This window comes from Exiguobacterium sp. s95 (assembly GCF_018618655.1).
Classification (GTDB): domain Bacteria; phylum Bacillota; class Bacilli; order Exiguobacteriales; family Exiguobacteriaceae; genus Exiguobacterium_A; species Exiguobacterium_A oxidotolerans.
Window position 1 is genome coordinate 520,749 of record NZ_JACSMM010000001.1, and the last position, 19,136, is coordinate 539,884.

Here is a 19,136-nt window from a genome sequence, read left to right on the forward strand (position 1 = left end):
CAGAATCAATTCCTAGAAGGTGGTCCATTGGATTGTCAACACTAAACTAGACAATATTCTTAAGGAGTGATTGCTTGTAGTGAACGGGGCTTTGATAATCCAATGTACCGTGTATGCGAAGGTGATTGAACCAATTCACGTAATCCTGGAACTCGCGTTCTAGCTCCGTCAAACTCGAGAACACTCGTTTTTTAACAAACTCTGTCTTGATGATTTTAAACGTGGCTTCCGCGACTGCGTTATCGTACGGACAACCCTTTTCGCTCAACGAGCGACGGATTCCGAACGTATGAAGGGCATCCTCAATCAGACGGTTGTTGAACTCTCGTCCTCGATCCGTGTGAAACATCCGGATGCGACTCAAATCATGAGGAATGGAAGCGAAAGCACGATGGACCAGTTGCGCATCCTTTCGCTCGCCCACACTATGCCCGATGATTTCTCGGTTAAAGAGATCAACAAATACACATACATAATGCCATTTTTGACGGACCTTGATGTATGTCAGGTCACTGACGACAACGGATAGCTCTTCTCCTTGCTTGAACGCGCGATTCAATTCATTGGCTTCCGTCGACTCGTTGCACGCTTCTTTTTTAGGCTAGAATTGCGCGAGCGTGTACGTAGAGACGAGCCCTTGTTCTTTCATGATGCGTCCGATTCGGCGACGAGAGACGCATTTCCCTTGTTTTTGGAGTTCGATCTTGATTTTACGCGTGCCGTAGTTCTCTCGGCTGCGTCGGAAAATTTCACGGATGGCTTCCGTCACATCGTCGACCGATGGTCGCTGTCTCGCTTCATAATAAAACGTACTTCTGGGTAATTGGAGGACGCTGCACATTGCTGATACCGAGTATTTATGTCGATTATTCTTGATCACACTTACTTTCGTCCCATGATCAGCGCGGCTTGCTTTAAAATATCTGGTTTGGAACAAATCTATCTCTTACTTATAGAGAAATATTTAAGTGATTTCGTATGAGCTGTTTGAACTCATTTTGCTCTGTCAAACTTAATACACGTATGTTCTTTGGGATAATTAATGCTTCAGATTTTTGATAATACAGATAGATATGATTTTCATCTTCATTTACTTTTTCAATCGATTCCCAAGCAAGTTTAAGTGTTCGATTCAATTTCCCATCGTCAGAATTCCAATCAATACCCGATTCATGAAGATTCAACGTCACATTTCTCGGCCAACTACTATTTTTTTTCAAGAAGTACCTGCCTTGTCTCATAGCGATTGGCAGATACATTTTTTTCAAAAGAGGCCTCAGTAGAATAGCGAACAAAATCCCTACTGCTACAGCAATGGAGCAGAAAATTGCAAAGGGGATCGTTCTAGGTAAGAAATACAAGATCGATGTAAACCCGTAGAAGAATGCTAAAATCTCCGTATAGATCAACAAAAATTTGCGTCTTTTTTTATGATACTTTGTGTTTTCAATCAGGTCTTTCTGTAAAGACATTAAATCCTCGAACGTTAATTGATATTTTATAATCAATTACATTGCTCCTTTCTACAGTCTGGAAGCTCTCGCTTGAACTTCTTCTAAAAAACCTGCTGAATATAAATTTTTCTAGTATTGATCCATACTCTAGTAAAGTAATTTTTTGAATTATAAATTCCAACTAACTCCCGTTTCCTTTTCCGAGACTTCCCATAGTCTTTTTGATACTTTCTTATCTAAGGTGTGAGCTTTAATACCACAGTTGCCAACAGGACCTACCCAGTTGGCTCTTCCTGTAGGACCATAAAATCCACTCTCATCTAGATTGCCCTCTGTTGAACACATGAGTTCAGGGTATGCACCTTTTTCTGCTGATTGAACCATAGGTGACAATTTCATTAAACCAAATACGAATACGATTCTCAAACCTAAGCTGCCGCTTGTTGTTATTAATGACGTAGAAGACGAACCGGGATGACAGGCATATGCCTTAACATTGGTTTTACCTGCTTTTTTCAGGCGGTCTTGCAATTCATAGATACTCATAATTTGCGCCAGTTTACTTTGACTATACACATTATTTCCTTGATAACCCTTATCCCAATTCATGTCATCAAATTTGATAGTTTTAATCCCCACATCGTACCCCATACTCCCTACAGTCACTATTCGACCATTAGATTTTACACGAGGTCGTCATGAGCTTTTTTTGTTTTCTCCTAGGTGTTGCACTTAATATTACAATTCGTCACAAAAAAGACTAGCTCTGATTTCGGCTAGTCCAATCAATTGGCTCGTTCGTTGTCTGGAATCAATTGTTTAATCAACAACGTCTTCCCACTGATTTCTTTCGGAATTTCCGGGACCGCTTTTAAGAGGACATCCATTTGTCCACCGAACAAACGCTCTAACACGAAGTATAACTCCTTTTCATGCTCTTGTTTAAAGCAACGTTCGTCCGGTACGTACAACATCACAACTTCATCCGCTTCTTCTTGGATGTACTGGACTCGTTCGATACAATTCGGGAACCGCCGCACGATTCCAGCGAGTTCCCCTTCAAAGATTCGATGCCCATTTTTCAACTGGATATAACTTCGTCCGCGTCCGTCAATCGATGCGATGATCGGACCACCATGCCCACATTGACACGTCTCGTGACTAAGCGTCATCCGGTCACCAATCCGGTAACGGACAAGGGGCGTACCATGTGTATCAAAACTCGTCACGAGAATTTGACCGTCTGCTTCGACTTCGATGATACCCATCTCATAATGGAGATGTTTTTTACCGTAGCGGCATTCGGCGACAATCGGTGCCCCTTCCGACGAGGCGTACTGATCAAAGATCGGTGCATGAAATACTTCCTCGATTAAAGCACGTTCGTCCCGTGTCAACATTTCAGCCGTCGGAAAAATCGCCTTCGGACGGAATGTACAGTCGACAGCATGTTTTTTGGCGTATCGTGCAACTTCAATCATTCCCGACGGTAAACCATCAATCGATACTGGATTGAATCGGTTCAATTGTTCGATGTAAGCGGGAATTGTCAACGGGTTAATATTCTTAATTGAAAAAAGCATTTGATTGATCGCCTTATTCATCCGCCAATAGACGGGTGACTTTTGTTGTTCTGCCGCTAATGTCTGTCCCGTAAAACTCGCCCGGCGCATTCCCTGTTCAATTCCATGAGTCCATTTGAAATAGTCGAGGTGCGCCATGCGGATTTGCATGTCCTCTCTCGTATAATGCACTTGGATCGATTTCCCGGTCGTCCCGCCCGTCTTTCCAAGAATCGGCGCATGAATCCGCGCATGGACGTCGGCATTCCTTGTCCGTAGCGTCTCCTTATCGAGCAAGGGAATTTGTTTTAACTCTGACAACTGCGCAAGCGGAAGCTCAATCCGGTTCCTATCGAACAACTCTTTGTAGTACGGGCTATAGGCCTGACAAAACAGTAAAAACTGATTCAGGCGGGATAATTGCTCCTGCTCGGGATCAATCGATTGCCGTTCTTTCCGCTTCAATTCTTCGAACCGATTGCGGTAGGCGGACCCGTAACGTTCCTGGTACAAGACCCGTCCGTAAAGCGTCGTTAGGATATTCTGAATGAAAATCGGTGAATGGAAATAAATCGATTCTTTGAGTTGCATATGTTCACTCCCCTTCCTCATCATTCGACGCGCGACCTGTCAGCAGTCGCCACACCTTCCCTGTTACTTACATCTTATTTCCAGTCCTGCCGCTAGACAACCAAATCTTAAGGCATAAGCTTAGCTTTTATTTAGATGCTGTTTTACATTAATAACTTCAGTTCACAAATGTAAGTTAACGGTCCTTGAAATGACAAAAAAAGATAACCGAAGTCCATCTGACAACGGCTACCTTCTTTAGTGTACTTGCATGTTTTGATTTCCGAATGACCGGATTTGGATGGCTCCGAGGACGAGCTCTAACTCCGTTTCTTCTAACTGATCGATGATCTCCATGATCGTCAACGTCGTCCTGCCGTTATACAACTGAACGAGTAATTGACGTTCGACATCGACGGTTAAATCTTCGACAGGTTCCGCTAATAATTCTTGGTAAAAAAATTCACCCGTCTCCGGAAAAAAATAGTCACTGAACAATTGCATAAGTGCTAGATTACCCGTCGCTAAAAATAAGATTGATTGAAAAGAATACTTTTTACGGTTTCGTGCATTCAATCGCTTCAATATCATTTGGTAACGTGTATGATGACGTTCGTCCAAAAAACAGACAGCATTCATATCCGTCTCCCTCCCCTAAAAAATGATACTGTCCATCCCTCCAAAACAGTGCGCAAATCTTCTTTATTTGTTTTCCCTGTTTTAAAAAGATGAAGCATTTGTTTTTAACTATAACATTCGTTTGATTAAATCGCAGGTCGTTTGGGTAAATCTTTGTAGTAAGCAGTTAATGAGGAGGAATTGACATGACGCAACCACGTAAACGCCTGGCACTTGCCGGTGCGACAGGCTATATCGGACATAACCTACTAAATGAGTTGAAGAAAAAGTACGACGTCATTGCCTTGTCACGCAATGGTGACGATAAGGAAGATGAAGCGAATGTCGAATGGCGTTCGTGTGACCTTTTTTCGTTAGCGGATACGACAGCCGGATTAAAAGGAGCAGACATCGCAATCTACCTCGTCCACTCGATGATGCCGTCAGCAAAGTTGACGCAAGGCTCATTTGAAGACATGGACTTGATTTTAGCCGACAATTACGCACGCGCTGCAAAAGCAAACGGCATCCAGCAGATTGTTTACTTAAGTGGCATCATTCCGGACGAGACGGAAAATTTATCACGTCATCTTAAAAGTCGCCTTGAGGTCGAGCGCGTCCTCGGTGCATACGGTACACCGGTCACGACGATCCGCGCTGCGCTCATCGTCGGTCCGAAAGGGTCTTCGTTCCCGATTCTGTCAAAACTCGTCAAACGACTTCCCGTCATGCTTCTCCCGCGCTGGACGCGTAACAAAACACATCCCGTCGCGCTACCGGACGTCATTCATGCGCTCGGATCTAGCGTCGACCGCGAGGACCTCAAGGATCGTGCCATCGATATCGGCGGTCCGGAAGCGATGACGTACAAGGAAATGATTTTGAAGACGGCGGAAGTAATGGACAAAAAACAACCGACCTTCGACTTACCGTTGATGACCGTCAAATTGTCGCGGCTTTGGGTGACACTCATCTCTGGAGAACCGAAAGAAACCGTTTATCCGCTCGTCGAAAGTATGGTCCATGAGATGGTGGCGGATCCCGACAAGATGGTCGAGGGCATCAGTGACGGAAAAATTTCATTCGAGCAATCCGTACGGATGGCGATGGAAGAAGAAGAAGAAGAAGAGTCGAAATCAAAAAAATCAGGAAGCTCTTCATCGCACCAGAAATCACAAACGCTTGATGTCCGGTCCGTCCAACGTGTCCGTCTTCCAGACGACCGGAACGCGAACTGGGCTGCCGACAATTATGTCGATTGGTTATCGACGTTCGCGAAACCTTTTCTTACATCGAAGACAGCGGAAGAAACAGTCGTTCGGATTCATGTTCCGTTGCTTGACGCCCCGTTGCTTGAACTGACGAAAGAACCATTCGAAGACGATCAACAGGCAACGTACCGAATTACGGGCGGCTTGTTTGCTCAAGTTAAAGAAGATAGCAATGGACGCATCGAGTTCCGGCAAATCCCGGGTTCGCAAGAGTGTATCATCGCGATTCATGAATATGTTCCCGCATTACCATGGTTGCTCTATAAAACGACCCAGGCGAATGTCCATCTCATCGTCATGTATCTCTTTAAACTGCACCTGCTACGCTTGATGCAGACGACAGAAGAACAGCCCGACGAATCAGACATGATCGTTCCGGAACCGAACTGAATCAGCACTGTTTTTAGAGGCTTCTCACGATTCGTGAGCGCCTCTTTTTTCGTGTGCAACCGTAAGATGACGAAAGCAAAATAAACATGATACACTTACAATTGACTGTAAGAAAGGGGTTACAATTTGCATGCGCTCATTTGAAGAACGATTGACGAACCACCTGGAAGCGACGGCGCTTCTCGCGACACTGATTCAACCTTCACGCGATCAGCTCCGACTCGATAAATTAGATACATTTTCAAAGAAGTTATTACGACGCGACTATACGATTGCCTTCGCCGGTCATTTTTCTGCCGGTAAATCCAGTATGATCAATGCCTTGACGGGCGAATCCATTCTCCCGACGAGTCCCATTCCGACGAGTGCAAATATCGTCACGCTTCGTCAAGGCGAGACCGACGAAGCGATTGTTTCCTTCCATGATCGAAAAGCAGTCCGTCTAGCCTCGGAAGATGATTTGCAACACTTACGCCATTTCGGCCGTGACGGCACCGTCCAGCAAATCGACATCACCCATGCGACATCCGCTTTACCACCTGGTCTCGTCCTGATGGATACGCCAGGCGTCGACTCCGTTGATGACGCCCACCGGATTTCGACTGAATCGGCGTTACATGTCGCCGACTTAATCTTTTATGTCATGGACTATAACCATGTCCAATCTGAACTGAACTTCAGCGTCACAAAAGACTTGCTCGCTTCTGTTCCTGAACTCTATTTAATCGTCAATCAAATCGACAAACACCAAACATCCGAGCTGTCATTCGATGCCTTTAAACGATCCGTCGAAAAATCGTTTACTGAACATGGTGTTCAGCCGAAAGGCATTTTCTTCACGAGCCTGCGTGAGCCGGAATTCGCGGGGAACGACTTTTCTGCCGTCAAGCGATTGGTCGACCAAAGTATTCGTGACGCCCAGCCGAAATTGATCGAATCCGCTCAAACGACGCTCGAGGTCTTACACCAGGAACACATCAACTATTTAGAAGACATGATTGAAGAAGCATCTGACGCGATGCGGGATACGGTCTCGGCGACCGAACGCGCAGAAGCGGAGCGTGTGTTTGACCGGCATGCACAAGTCAAACATCAATTGACCCTGTTTGCTCCTGAACAATGGAGCAGCCGTTTTTCGGCACACCGGGAAAGTTTACTTCGCAATGCGACGCTGATGCCGTTTGAATTGCGCGAAAAGATGAAAACGTTCCTCGAATCTCGGCAACCTGCATTCAAGGTCGGATTGTTCCGGAGCGCTAAAAAAACACAGGCGGCGCAACAAGTCATCGCTGACGATGTCCTGCGCGCTCTCCAGTCTGTCACTGCTTCTGAAATTGCGCTTCACCTTCGAAAACTTATGAAACAATCGCTAGCGGAAATTGATTTGCTGTCTGACGAGCACTCGTTACGAATCGATCAACTCCCACTTGATCCACCGTTAGCCGTCATTGAGGAAGCACTTCAAGACGGCATCACGATTACCGGGGAATCGGTCTTGCAATTCACGAATCGGGTCGTTGCATCGGTCAGTGCTTGGTACGTCAAGGAAACGAACCATTGGCGAGAAGCGGTCCGCCAGGAGTTGACGCATGAAAACATCCCTGCGAAAGCGACGCTTCAAGCTGAATTTGAAACGCTCGAACAAAAATGTGACGTGATGACAACGTTCAAGAATGCGGAACAGGTGTTAATAAGCTACCTCGAACGAGCGAACGAACCGACCACTGACGATATGACAGCGGCACGTGAGCAACTAGAACAGTGGCGTACGCAGCTTACGCAGGCGACGCTCGACATTGAGACGTTTACAGGGATCAATCCAGTCGTGACACAAGAGATGGAGACTACGCATGAAGAAACGCTTCAAGCTGTCCCATCCCGTTATACATTAGAAGAGATGCAGCAAATCCAGACCATTCTCTCCGGTGTTCGCGGGTTCGAGGACGCTACGAAGTATTTGCAACAAAAGCTTGCGCGCGTGACGACAAGCGACTTTACGATTGCCTTATTCGGTGCTTTCAGCGCCGGCAAATCTTCGTTTTGTAATGCTTTGCTCGGTCATCGTGTCCTACCGGTCTTACCGAACCCGACGACGGCATCCATCAATCGGATTAAACCGGTCACGGCGACGCATGTCCACGGGACCGCAACGATCCGGTTTAAATCGGAGACTGACCTTCTCAACGACTTGAACGAAGCCCTGCAAACGTTTGACGCAACGATGCCGTCAGTCACTGCCGTCGTCACATGGTTGCGCGAACGGACGACAAGCGACTTGAACGATGCCTCTTTCTTACGCGCGTTCCTAAAAGGATATCCGACGGTCGAACCTTTCATCGGTACAGAACAGACAGTCGATCAATCGGCATTCGAGGAGTATGTCGCACAGGAACACCTCAGTTGTTTCGTCGATGTAATCGACCTGTATTTCGACAGCCCGTTGACACGTCTCGGAATCACGCTCGTCGATACACCGGGTGCCGATTCCATCAATGCCCGGCATACGGACGTCGCATTTGAATACATTAAAAATGCGGATGCGATTCTGTTCGTCACCTACTACAATCACGCCTTCGCCCGAGCCGATCGTGAATTTTTGATTCAACTCGGCCGGGTTAAGGATGCATTCGAGCTCGACAAAATGTTTTTCGTCGTCAATGCGATTGATCTCGCAACTTCGACAGCGGAACAGCAAGATGTCCTACACTATGTCGGCACGGAACTAAAACGGTTCGGCATCCGTGCACCACGCCTGTTCGGCGTCTCGAGCCTCAACGCCCTTGCCGAGAAACAACAAGGGATTGATGAACAATCCGGCATCGATTCGTTCGAACAAGCCTTCCATCACTTCTTGAACCATGATTTGAAAGGGCTCGCGCTTCAATCCTTGACGGAAGAGACGGACAAGACAATCCACCGCCTCAATCAATTGATTGATCAGACAGAACGGAACATCGCCAGAAAAGATGCCCGATTGACGGAACTCGATGCGCTCGAACAAGAAATCACGGCACACTTCTCGAACGGTCGGGTCGAACTCGTTCACCATGAGCTATTTGCTGAGATTCATGAATTGTTACATCACGTCAATCAACGCATCTATTACCGCTTCCCAGACTTTTTCAAGGAAGCCTATCATCCGGTCCGGTTTGCGAACGCGACGAAAGCAGTCGCTTTGCAACAAGCACTCATCGAATTACTCGGATTTTTGCGGTATGATTTTGAACAAGAATTACGTGTCACCCATTTCCGGATCGATAGCTGGGTCCAACGTGCCATTGCAAAGCGTCTTGACGAAGAGGCGATGTATGCTGCGAAACTGAACCCGTCGTTCCAACTATCACCACTCGATCCGCCAACGCTACCTCCGATGACGTTCAGCGGTCCGTTCCAAGATGACACGAAATACCGTTCCGTCAAAAGCTACTTCCGGAACGCAAAGGCTTTCTTCGAACGGAACGAGAAGGAGCACTTAAAAGACGCGTTGGTCGCGTTGACGAAACCGGATGCCGTTAGTTATCTCGAAGGCGAAGAGTCGCGCCTTCGTCATCTAACGGAGCAACATCTCGACGAGGTCTTCGCGACACTCTATGCCGAATGGACAGAGACATTATTGAGCCAAATTGAGACGGAACGTTCGACTTTGACGGATGCGCATCCACTGGACTCATTCAAGGCTGCCCAAGCGAAACTGCATGACGTATTTGAGCAATCGGTTCACTAAAACAGTGGGCTGACGCTTTAAGATTTGTTCAGGTATCCGTCATGAATGAGAAGACTATACAATGGAAAACGCCGCTGTCCCCGTGTGTAAAACGGAAACATCGGCGTTTTTTTGTATGACCGGCGGGAAAGGAACAACGATTTCTCACGCCTACTCTTCAAACCAGTGATTTCGGATAAAATAAACCGTCATCCCGATTGCGACGAGCACCATCACGCCAAGCGTAATGAAGTAACCATAGCGGACCGTCAGCTCGGGCATATATTGAAAGTTCATCCCGTAGATGCCGGCGATGAACGTCAACGGCATGAAAATCGTCGTAAAGATCGTCAACGTTTTCATGATGTTATTCATGCGGTAGGAGTTCAAAGATATGAAGTTTTCCCGGAATTCCGACGTCATCGCCCGATTGTATTCAATCATGTCGTTTAACTTCAGCAAATGGTCGTAGATGTCACGGAAAAATGCTTGTTTGTTCGGATGAATCGCCAGTCGTTTCGATTCGATGACCCGATACAGTAAATCCCGCATCGGTAAGACCGTCCGTGCGAGTTCAAGCAAGTCTGAGCGGATGTCAAAGATATCTTCCATGATTTGTTTGTCATTGCCTGCTTGTTCATATCGACCTTCGAGTGAAAAAATGCGGTCTTCCAGGTTATGAACGATCGGGAAATACCCGTCGACGATTTTATCCATGATTTTATGGACAACTTCGACCGTTAGATGTTCTTCATGCCCTGTCAATTTTTGAAATGCCCGAAACACGAAGTCCACTTCCCGTGACGCCTGCTCATGATACGAAATGACGTATTGTTCACTCGCAAATAGATTGATTTCTTTCCCTTTTAACGAAGGTTCTTCAACCGCATGCAATACAAAAAAACTGTACCCGTCATAATATTCGAGTTTCGGTCGCTGTAAGTATTGAAAACAATCTTCTATCGCGAGCGGATGAAACGTAAACGAGGAGACGAGTAACTGTTTCTCCTGTTCTGTCGGTTGGTCGAAATCAACGAAATACCACTTAATGTCCGACCGCGTTAAGCGATCGAGATTCGTATCGACGAAAACATGATTGTCCTGTGTGACAATGAGGGCACGAATCACCAATGAACACCTTCCTTGCTATTTTCTCACTTTAGTATGGCAAAACCGACCTTAAATAGCCATCATCAAAAAAAGGACTTGCGCCAATTAGCAACACAGTCCTTAATCGTTCACCCGCGTTCAAAATAAAAGCCACTCCAATAGACTTGGCGATATGTGAATTCTTTCCCACTTTTCGTTGTCACGAGCATCTCATCTTCCGAGACGACAGCAATCTTGATCGGCGTTTCACCATGATCCGTCAAGTAATTGAGTATTTCAAGATGGCGGTTCAACCACATACGGCGCCGAAACCAACGAAAACGGCTAAATGCGGCGCTAAAAGGGAGAATCGACAATAACATGATGATCATTCCGAATGGAAGCGGAATTTGGAAGAGCGCGATGATATAAAGATCGGCGATGATGAGGAAAACAGACAGCCCCATCTCCGTCATCTCCATGAAGGAAGCTTTATACGTCGCGTAATATGTCATGACCCGGAACAAAATGATCACGGTCAAGTACGGTACGAAATAAAGTTGGAATACATTGTCGGAGCCACTATTCATGAACATCAATAAGGGTAAGAAGAAGAGCAACTTCCAGATCAGGATGGCGGAATAAAACAAAGTGTGGTCCGTGTAGCGTTTGCGTACGATGGTTTGACTAATGTTCATTGCCTTCCCCTCCTTCAAAAGTGACTGAGTGCTAAGCCATTGATGTCGGGACGTGATGCCTATAAGGGTATCTTTCCTGATTGGACGGTTTCTAATCGTCTATTTTGCAATTATACGCGTCCGTATGTAAAGTATACGAAATATTCCGAAAAAAAGATTCGATTTCCCATCATTCCCCACACTTCAATGACACATTTGAATTTAGATTTGTCGCTTTGCCCTTTTTTCTTTAGACTAAAGAAAGACCGTCATTAGAAAAGAGTTGAATTGACATGTACACACACATCATCGTCGGCGCCGGTATTCTCGGTGCTTCGACAGCCTATCACCTATCAAAACAAGGGGCGACCGTGCTTTTGATTGACCGAAAAGAGAGCGGACGCGCAACCGATGCAGCAGCCGGCATCATCTGCCCCTGGATGACACAACGCCGCAATAAAGCCTGGTACCGCTTAGCAAATAATGGCGCTCACTATTACGATACGTTAATCGAAGAACTGGAAGCGCTTGGCGAAACCGCGACCGGGTACCGAAAAGTGGGCACGATCGCGCTACATGAATCATCAAAAATCGAGAAGATGAATACGATTGCTGAAAATCGATTCCCGGAAGCCCCAGGCATCGGACGCATCGAACGACTCGACGCTTCTCAGGTCAAATCTCTATTTCCATTGATCGATACTGTCGAAGACGCGTTGTTCGTCTCCGGCGGGGCTCGCGTCGATGGCCGTGCCTTGCGTGGCGCACTCGAGCGGGCGGCAATCCATTACGGGGCGACCGTTATTGATGCGGATGCTGAATTACTCATCGAAACAGGACAAGTGAAAGGTATTTCAATCGATGGACAACCGCATTACGCGAAGCACGTGATTTTGACGGCTGGGGTCTGGATCAATGAATTGTTACGTCCGCTCAAGCTCGAACTCGATATCCGGACGGAAAAAGGACAAATCCTTCATCTTGATTTAGAGGAAATGAAAACGAAACATTGGCCCGTCATCATGGGGCAACGTGGACTCTATCTCGTGTCGACGGAAGATGGTCGCCTTGCTTTAGGTTCGACCCATGAAAAACAACTTGATTACAACTTACAACCGACCGTCAAAGGGATGCATGCGCTCTTAACGCGTGCCCTCCCTGTCGCACCACGACTCGAAGAAACGAACATCCATGAAATGCGGGTTGGTCTACGTCCCTACACGAGTAATTCGTTACCGGTCATCGCCTCACTCGATGCTCACCCGAACGTTTTCATCGCGAACGGCCTCGGTGCATCCGGATTGACGATCGGCCCTTATCTCGGACGCGAGCTCGCAGAACTGGCGTTAAATCAACCGATCGAGATTCCGTTAAGTGATTACGTTCCGACTTATCACAACTAATTTGTTTGACGATAGGAGATGACCCATGGATCCGATTAAACCATTTGTACCCGTCGAAACCTTTACCGCGTTAGATATTCGTGTCGGGACGATTCGTTCTCTCATCCGTGACGAGAATGAAACACACCTTCTCAACGTGACGGTCGACTTCGATGGACACGATCACTCTTTTTTACTCGACTGGGTCGAAACCCGGTTCGACTATGAAGAAATTTTAGGGAAACAAGCCATCGCGATCCTGAACGTCGAGGGCGTACGCGCCGGTTTCACAGGTCGTATCCTTGAACTCGGTCCGCTCGATCAACTGATGCCCGTCCTCGTATGTCCGGAACATCCAATTCCGGACGGAAGTCGCGTCAGCTGAGACTTCGCCTGATAGTTCTGCATGCCGCGTCTTTTCGGTTAAACAGTTTCAAGCGGAAAATCCAATGCAACTTTATCTACACGCAAATAGAAGGGATCGCCCATCAACTTTAAGATGGCAATCCCTTCTATTTTATCGTCAGTTAGCGGTGTGCCAGCCTTTCTTCCATCGTCATGATCGCGTTAGCCGTTCGTCTTCTCAAGGTAATGGACGCTGAAGTGATGATTGGCGTCCGTCCAGTAAGTGACGGCCCGAAAGCCACTTTTACCTGCCAACTGCTGAAATTCTTCGATGCTATATTTGTAAGAATTTTCTGTATGAATCGTTTCACCTTCCTGGAACGTAAACGGCTGACCGTTGATTTGTACGATCTGGTCAATCCGACTGCGGATGTGCATCTCGATTCGACCTTGCGCCTCATTATAAAATGCTACATGCTCAAACCTTGTTTGATCAAATGTTCCATCTAAGACACGATTGATGTGGGTCAGGATGTTTAAGTTGAACGCTTCCGTGACGCCGGCCATATCGTTATACGCCCGATGAAGAATGTCCGGATTTTTTTTCGTATCGACACCGATTAAAAAGCCGTCTCCCACTTCGAGTAAATGAGATGAATGGCGCAAGAACTCCATCGCCTCCGCCGGATCAAAGTTACCAATCGTCGATCCCGGGAAGAAGATAACTTTTTTCAGTGCGCGGTCGACCGGTAGTGTGATCGGTGTCGAATAGTCGCCACAAACCGCTTTAATCGAGAGATTTGGATAATCTTTAGACAACTCCGCCGCCGACTGTAGTAAATAGTCCTTCGAGATATCGATTGGGACATATTCTTCCAACCCGTGCAGCGAACTGAGCAGACTTTTGATTTTCCGACTACTGCCACTCCCATACTCAATCAATGTATGGACAGGACCAATCTTATCTGCAATCGTCGTTTGGTGCGTCGTCAAAATCTCGAGTTCAGTGCGCGTCGGATAATATTCCGGTTGTTGCGTAATCTGCTCGAACAGTTCCGACCCCGTTTGATCGTAAAAATACTTGGCGTGAAGCGTTTTAGCCGGTTTCGATAAACCAGCTATGACTTCTTCTAACATATTTTGCTGCGTCGTATATAAATCAAAGCTTTTTACCTGCTGACTCATCTTACAGGTCACCTGCCAAACGGAACCCACTGAATTGCCACCGTTTATCCGGCGGGAAGAAATTACGGTACGTCTCACGGATGTGATCGTCCGGCGTCACACACGCGCCACCCCGTAACACCATCTGGTTAGACATGAACTTTGCATTGTATTCACCTAGTGCTCCTTCAAGCGGTCGACTGCCCGGGTATGATGAATAGGCACTGGCCGTCCATTCCCAAACGTCACCAAACATTCCTGTCAATTCGTGCTCGGCCCGTACAACCGATGCCGGATGATACGTTCCTCGTCCCATCATGTTCCCTTGTCTTGCGACCGTTTTTGCCGCATGCTCCCACTCCGCTTCCGTCGGGAGACGTTTTCCTTTCCAGCGACTATAAGCATCCGCCTCATAAAAGCTGACGTGACAAACCGGTTCGTCGAGTGCGAGTGGTTCGACACCACTTAATGTGAAGACAGACCAGTCCCCCGACTCATCCTTCATCCAGTAGAGCGGTGCTTTCCAGCCGAGTTGCTTGATGACTTGGTACCCGTCAGAAAGCCAATATTCAGACGTCTCATAACCCCCAGCTTCGATGAAAGCTAAGTATTCCCCGTTCGTCACGGGCGCAGTTGCCAGTTCAAATGGATTCAACCATACTTTATGGACAGGACTTTCGTTGTCAAACGCAAAGCCGGTCCCATCATGGCCGATTTCAATCAATCCTCCATCGAATGTTTTGTAAGCAGGACTGACATTGGTTTCAGCAGTCGGCACGACCGCTTTATTTTGATAGGCCGGTAACAAGGGATTGACGAACAAGTTAAATTTCATATCCATCAAAATAAGTTCCTGATGTTGCTGTTCATGTTGTAATCCCATCTCAATCAAACCTTCAATTTTCTTTTGACTCGCCGCGTCGCGATCTTGTCTCAAGAACGTATCGATTGCCGCATCGACGTACGAGCGGTAGGCGATGATTTCACTTACAGTCGGCCGCGACAAGACACCTCTTTGATGGCGCGGTTGATACGGACCGATTGAGTTGTAATACGAATTGAACAGATAATTGAACTGTGGATTAAACACTTGATACGCTGCATCGTATTCCTGTAAAATCATCCGTTCGAAAAACCATGTCGTATGCGCGATATGCCATTTAGCCGGACTTACATCAGCACTTGCTTGGATTACGAAATCTTCCGGTTCAAGTGGATCAATCAATTCAATTGTCTTATCACGGACTCGCGTAAACTTTTCGATTAAGTACGTTGTCGTTTCTGTGTTCATATGCTATGCCACCCCTTTTAATGTAATTTTCTGAAAAAATAACCATTTAACTATTACCCTGTTTTTATGGGAAGTATGCAAAAAAAAAGCAGACGTCGTCAAGACCGTCTGCTTTTTCTACTTTTAATTGCCTTAAAATACTTTATCCCCATTAAAGATTGAGTTCTTGACGACGACATAGTCGACCGTCCGAATCGCTTGCAGTTTATTTCCTCCGGCGTACGAGATCGACGATTGCAAATCTTGCTCCATCTCCGTCAATGTATCGGCTAAGCTCCCTTTATGCTCAACAAACATCTTTTTCCCCTCGACGTTCTTTTTTTCACCTTTTTGGAACTCTGATGCCGAACCAAAGTATTCTTTGACGCGGACACCATCGACTTCATGCGTTTCACCAGGCGATTCTTCGTGCCCGGCAAACAATGAACCGATCATGACCATCGTCGCACCAAAACGGACGGATTTCGCAATATCACCGTGTGTCCGAATTCCTCCATCCGCGATGATCGGCTTGCTCGCAGCTTTAGCGCACCAGCGAAGTGCTGCCAGTTGCCAACCGCCTGTTCCGAATCCTGTTTTAATCTTCGTGATGCAGACTTTCCCGGGTCCGATTCCGACTTTCGTCGCATCCGCACCTGCATTCTCAAGTTCACGGACAGCTTCCGGCGTTCCGACATTTCCAGCGATGACGAAACTGTTCGGTAAAAATCGTTTAATGTGCTGAATCATTTGAATGACTGCGTCTGAATGACCATGCGCGATGTCAATCGTAATATACTCCGGCACGAGCCCTGCCTGTGCGAGTTCTTCGATGAACACGTATTCTTCGATCTTGACGCCGACACTAATCGACGCGATTAAGTTTTTTGCTTGCATCGTCTCAACGAACGTCCGCCGTTTTTCTGGTTCAAAGCGATGCATAATATAGAAATAACCATTTTCGGCTAAGTACGTCGCAATCGATTCATCGATGATGGTTTGCATGTTCGCCGGGACGACCGGCAGTTTGAATCGTCTTCCACCAAACTCGACCGTCGTATCACACTCAGATCGACTGCCAACGATTGACTTTGCGGGAATCAATTGAATATCTTCATAATCAAATACTACATCCATTTTCAACACTCCAAATAACGAATATTTTTTAAACTATCGTTTATAATCGTTCGTACTTGAACACTATATCGAATGCAGAATGTCATGTCAAAGGATTTAGAGTAATTTGTCATCTAAAAACAAATGTTTTTATCTTATAAATGAGTTATCGTTCGTTTTTTCATTCGATTTTATGTCTTAATCGCTCTAATCAGTCTTTTCACCAGTCAAAATATCTTAATTTTGAATTTCGGATGAAAATCGATGTTAGATCATGCAACGCGAATGAGCGTGTAGACAAAATCTTATGAAGCGTGAACAGGCTATAACGAGAGGCAATCCGTTCGCGCTTCCCTGTCTCGCCTCGTCTTCAAAGCGGCAACTGATCGCGCCGCTACAGCAAAGCTGAAGGGTCGCGACCGATTGCTTTTCACGGTCTAAAGCGATTCGAGACGGATTGCGCTCTAAACTGTCTGCATGACTGGATTTCTGTCACGGTATTGCCTGAAAATCGTCATGTTTCGTTGACTCCTACGGGGCAAAGTACGTTTTTAACGCACTTTCAGAGGCAGGCAAGACCCTGCTCGTCGTCCGCTAGGATCCAAGGAGCAATGGCGCGCCTCGTCCGAGGAAAGCAACGAAAAAAGACGCTGTATCTCCCGATAGCACGTTGTCTACAGTCTAGCGAATGATAGTCGTTCTTCAAAATGAAAGTACGTCCATTCAAGCGATTCACCATTAAAACAGCCAATCAGGCGTGTTAGTCGAATGAATAATCCAGTTTCTTCATATAATGTGCGAATGACTGCATACACAGAAGGTTCACCTTATTCGATTGTACCCGCGGATGATCGCGACGACAAAAGACTAAAAAGTAATGGCGTTTTAGTTTTTTGCACCATGCACTATACTACGTCGACATCGACAACAATCATTTTCTCCTCACACTAAAAATTCTTCTTTTAATAGTGCGAACATCGTGAAGTCTTCCCAGTTTCCATTAATATATAGACTTTTCCTAGCAAGTCCCTCTCTTCGAAAGCCTACTTTTTCGAGAACACGGCTCGATCCAATGTTCTCAGGCATCACTTCCGCTCGTAACCGATGAAATGCATACTTGTCAAAGAGCAGTGCAACTGCTTGACTGACCGCTTCAGCCATCAATCCTTGACCATTGTAATTTCGATCAAGTTGATAGCCGATCATACATGTTTCAGCCGGAAACCGTTCAATGAACGAAGCAGATACTTCGCCGATTAATGCATTGTTCTCTTTCAGGAAAACACCAAACGCATAGTAACGATCATCTTGCATCTTTTGTAATGTTTGACGAATCCGTTCTTGGTGGGCTCCAAGTGAATATTGATCTTCTTTCGGCTTAAGTGGCATCCAAAATTCAAAGTGCCCCCGGTTTCGTACGTTCAGTTCCAGCAATTCTAATGCATCTTCTTCTATATAAGGTCTAATAAAAACACGACTCATCCTTAAACAGCTCCTTTTTAAGTAACACGCCCTATAAATATCTTGAAGTTAAACAGTTTAAACGTTTGATTATTATGTCTTGGGGAAAACAACCTAAGCAGAACAGATGACAATTCAATGACAATCATTTAACGACATGACATTAAGGAGGAGAGCATGAAGACAGACCAAGAACTATTCGAACAAATCGAATTAAAAAATAGTCATGCCCTCGAGTTACTTTACGATCGGTATGAAACTTCTCTTTACCTTCTACTTAGACGCGTGACAACGGATGAAACACGGATTCAACGGACGTTGACACATATTTTTAAAGCCGTTTGGACGGAGCCACGCCGGCATGCTTCCATTCACGGTTATGTCATGGCAGCAATTAAGCACGTCCGACACCCTCATCAGCCTGTCCATTGATTACAAACAGACCTTGCCACTTTTATTCGTTAGGTCGACGCCGAACCCTTTAAAATTTAAGTACATCTGAAGTCATTTCAAGTTTTTTAACAAAAGTTAACGATATTTCTGTTTATTCCTTCCTTTTTTTTCGAAGGCATGCTATATTATTAAGTAATTATTGTTGTTCGGTGGAGATACAAAGTTTACGCTTTAACTCGATGAAATTGATCACGGTAGTAATAATCAGTGTGACTTAGTCGCACGCAGGAGGCAACACACATGGAACAAGGTACAGTAAAATGGTTTAACGCAGAAAAAGGTTTTGGCTTCATCGAACGTGAAAGCGGCGACGACGTTTTCGTTCACTTCTCAGCTATCCAAACTGATGGCTTCAAATCACTTGACGAAGGTCAAGAGGTTTCTTTCGAAGTTGAAGAAGGCCAACGCGGACCGCAAGCAACTAACGTTACTAAACTTTAATTTCCTTAGAGGATTTGCTGATGCAAATCCTCTTTTTTTATTTTTTTTGAAATTACCCTTTCTTTCTTCCGATGAGCATGGTATATTATTAAGTAATTATTGTTGTTCGGTGGAGATACAAAGTTTACGCTTTAACTCGATGAAATTGATCACGGTAGTAATAATCAGTG

At 45.9% G+C, this 19,136-nt stretch carries 16 protein-coding genes and 1 pseudogene; 6 read left to right on the forward strand and 11 right to left on the reverse strand.

Annotated features, from left to right (window positions below; genetic code table 11):
* Positions 1 to 46 precede the first annotated feature (46 nt).
* From KNP99_RS15290 to KNP99_RS03000, 5 genes and pseudogenes are all read right to left on the reverse strand, one after another.
* A pseudogene (locus tag KNP99_RS15290) lies at positions 47 to 916 on the reverse strand (IS3 family transposase); the annotation flags it as partial.
* Between the two features lie 34 nt (positions 917 to 950).
* Entirely contained in the window at positions 951 to 1,508 is a 558-nt protein-coding gene (locus KNP99_RS02985) for a YcxB family protein (protein ID WP_214846418.1), read from the reverse strand.
* 114 nt (positions 1,509 to 1,622) lie between these two features.
* On the reverse strand, positions 1,623 to 2,093 hold the full coding sequence (locus tag KNP99_RS02990) for an SDR family NAD(P)-dependent oxidoreductase (RefSeq protein ID WP_214765038.1): 471 nt from the start codon (positions 2,091 to 2,093) through the stop codon (positions 1,623 to 1,625).
* A 146-nt stretch (positions 2,094 to 2,239) separates the two neighbouring features.
* Complete coding sequence (locus KNP99_RS02995; protein ID WP_214846420.1) at positions 2,240 to 3,607, reverse strand: phenylacetate--CoA ligase family protein; 1,368 nt, start codon at positions 3,605 to 3,607, stop codon at positions 2,240 to 2,242.
* Between the two features lie 237 nt (positions 3,608 to 3,844).
* Positions 3,845 to 4,225 (reverse strand): hypothetical protein, encoded by a 381-nt coding sequence (locus tag KNP99_RS03000; protein WP_088837221.1) that lies wholly within the window; start codon positions 4,223 to 4,225, stop codon positions 3,845 to 3,847.
* A gap of 185 nt (positions 4,226 to 4,410) precedes the next feature.
* On the opposite strand from KNP99_RS03000, the gene KNP99_RS03005 reads away from it, so the two are divergent.
* Together KNP99_RS03005 and KNP99_RS03010 are read left to right on the forward strand one after the other, a co-directional pair.
* The gene (locus tag KNP99_RS03005) at positions 4,411 to 5,865 is read left to right on the forward strand and encodes an NAD(P)H-binding protein (protein ID WP_214807386.1); all 1,455 of its coding nucleotides are present in this window, start codon (positions 4,411 to 4,413) and stop codon (positions 5,863 to 5,865) included.
* A 130-nt stretch (positions 5,866 to 5,995) separates the two neighbouring features.
* On the forward strand, positions 5,996 to 9,589 hold the full coding sequence (locus tag KNP99_RS03010) for a dynamin family protein (protein ID WP_215193036.1): 3,594 nt from the start codon (positions 5,996 to 5,998) through the stop codon (positions 9,587 to 9,589).
* A gap of 150 nt (positions 9,590 to 9,739) precedes the next feature.
* Here the strand turns inward: KNP99_RS03010 and corA are convergent, their stop codons facing one another.
* Both corA and KNP99_RS03020 read right to left on the reverse strand, forming a co-directional pair.
* Entirely contained in the window at positions 9,740 to 10,696 is a 957-nt protein-coding gene (gene corA / locus KNP99_RS03015; protein ID WP_088838498.1) for a magnesium/cobalt transporter CorA, read from the reverse strand.
* Between the two features lie 110 nt (positions 10,697 to 10,806).
* Complete coding sequence (locus KNP99_RS03020) at positions 10,807 to 11,355, reverse strand: hypothetical protein (protein WP_215193037.1); 549 nt, start codon at positions 11,353 to 11,355, stop codon at positions 10,807 to 10,809.
* Between the two features lie 272 nt (positions 11,356 to 11,627).
* Between KNP99_RS03020 and KNP99_RS03025 the strand changes: the two genes are divergently transcribed.
* Both KNP99_RS03025 and KNP99_RS03030 read left to right on the forward strand, forming a co-directional pair.
* Positions 11,628 to 12,737 carry an NAD(P)/FAD-dependent oxidoreductase gene (locus KNP99_RS03025; protein ID WP_214765050.1) on the forward strand — a complete coding sequence of 370 codons (1,110 nt, stop codon included), beginning with the start codon at positions 11,628 to 11,630 and terminating at the stop codon, positions 12,735 to 12,737.
* Between the two features lie 25 nt (positions 12,738 to 12,762).
* Positions 12,763 to 13,101, forward strand: coding sequence for a hypothetical protein (locus tag KNP99_RS03030; protein WP_088837226.1), 339 nt, complete (start codon positions 12,763 to 12,765; stop codon positions 13,099 to 13,101).
* A gap of 182 nt (positions 13,102 to 13,283) precedes the next feature.
* Here KNP99_RS03030 and egtD read toward each other — a convergent pair whose 3' ends face one another.
* The 4 genes from egtD to KNP99_RS03050 all read right to left on the reverse strand — a co-directional run bounded on the left by egtD (position 13,284) and on the right by KNP99_RS03050 (position 18,093).
* Positions 13,284 to 14,246, reverse strand: coding sequence for an L-histidine N(alpha)-methyltransferase (gene egtD / locus KNP99_RS03035; RefSeq protein ID WP_088837227.1), 963 nt, complete (start codon positions 14,244 to 14,246; stop codon positions 13,284 to 13,286).
* A gap of 1 nt (position 14,247) precedes the next feature.
* Positions 14,248 to 15,516, reverse strand: coding sequence for an ergothioneine biosynthesis protein EgtB (egtB, locus tag KNP99_RS03040; protein ID WP_214765052.1), 1,269 nt, complete (start codon positions 15,514 to 15,516; stop codon positions 14,248 to 14,250).
* A 132-nt stretch (positions 15,517 to 15,648) separates the two neighbouring features.
* Positions 15,649 to 16,632: a GMP reductase gene (gene guaC, locus KNP99_RS03045; protein ID WP_088837229.1), complete on the reverse strand. Its 984-nt coding sequence runs from the start codon at positions 16,630 to 16,632 to the stop codon at positions 15,649 to 15,651.
* A 921-nt stretch (positions 16,633 to 17,553) separates the two neighbouring features.
* Positions 17,554 to 18,093, reverse strand: coding sequence for a GNAT family N-acetyltransferase (locus KNP99_RS03050; protein WP_214765056.1), 540 nt, complete (start codon positions 18,091 to 18,093; stop codon positions 17,554 to 17,556).
* Positions 18,094 to 18,249: 156 nt separating this feature from the next.
* On the opposite strand from KNP99_RS03050, the gene KNP99_RS03055 reads away from it, so the two are divergent.
* Together KNP99_RS03055 and KNP99_RS03060 are read left to right on the forward strand one after the other, a co-directional pair.
* Positions 18,250 to 18,504 carry an RNA polymerase sigma factor gene (locus tag KNP99_RS03055; protein WP_088837231.1) on the forward strand — a complete coding sequence of 85 codons (255 nt, stop codon included), beginning with the start codon at positions 18,250 to 18,252 and terminating at the stop codon, positions 18,502 to 18,504.
* A gap of 261 nt (positions 18,505 to 18,765) precedes the next feature.
* Positions 18,766 to 18,966: a cold-shock protein gene (locus KNP99_RS03060; protein ID WP_029330387.1), complete on the forward strand. Its 201-nt coding sequence runs from the start codon at positions 18,766 to 18,768 to the stop codon at positions 18,964 to 18,966.
* The last annotated feature ends 170 nt before the right edge of the window (positions 18,967 to 19,136 follow it).

Bases quoted from the DNA above. Each gene is read 5' to 3' on its own strand.
- egtD (WP_088837227.1), bottom strand. From the start codon at position 14,246: ATGAGTCAGCAGGTAAAAAGCTTTGATTTATATACGACGCAGCAAAAT.
- KNP99_RS03050 (WP_214765056.1), bottom strand. From the start codon at position 18,093: ATGAGTCGTGTTTTTATTAGACCTTATATAGAAGAAGATGCATTAGAA.
- KNP99_RS03020 (WP_215193037.1), bottom strand. From the start codon at position 11,355: ATGAACATTAGTCAAACCATCGTACGCAAACGCTACACGGACCACACT.
- egtB (WP_214765052.1), bottom strand. From the start codon at position 15,516: ATGAACACAGAAACGACAACGTACTTAATCGAAAAGTTTACGCGAGTC.
- KNP99_RS03005 (WP_214807386.1), top strand. From the start codon at position 4,411: ATGACGCAACCACGTAAACGCCTGGCACTTGCCGGTGCGACAGGCTAT.
- KNP99_RS02995 (WP_214846420.1), bottom strand. From the start codon at position 3,607: ATGCAACTCAAAGAATCGATTTATTTCCATTCACCGATTTTCATTCAG.
- KNP99_RS03030 (WP_088837226.1), top strand. From the start codon at position 12,763: ATGGATCCGATTAAACCATTTGTACCCGTCGAAACCTTTACCGCGTTA.
- KNP99_RS03000 (WP_088837221.1), bottom strand. From the start codon at position 4,225: ATGAATGCTGTCTGTTTTTTGGACGAACGTCATCATACACGTTACCAA.
- guaC (WP_088837229.1), bottom strand. From the start codon at position 16,632: ATGGATGTAGTATTTGATTATGAAGATATTCAATTGATTCCCGCAAAG.
- KNP99_RS03010 (WP_215193036.1), top strand. From the start codon at position 5,996: ATGCGCTCATTTGAAGAACGATTGACGAACCACCTGGAAGCGACGGCG.
- KNP99_RS03060 (WP_029330387.1), top strand. From the start codon at position 18,766: ATGGAACAAGGTACAGTAAAATGGTTTAACGCAGAAAAAGGTTTTGGC.
- KNP99_RS03025 (WP_214765050.1), top strand. From the start codon at position 11,628: ATGTACACACACATCATCGTCGGCGCCGGTATTCTCGGTGCTTCGACA.
- KNP99_RS03055 (WP_088837231.1), top strand. From the start codon at position 18,250: ATGAAGACAGACCAAGAACTATTCGAACAAATCGAATTAAAAAATAGT.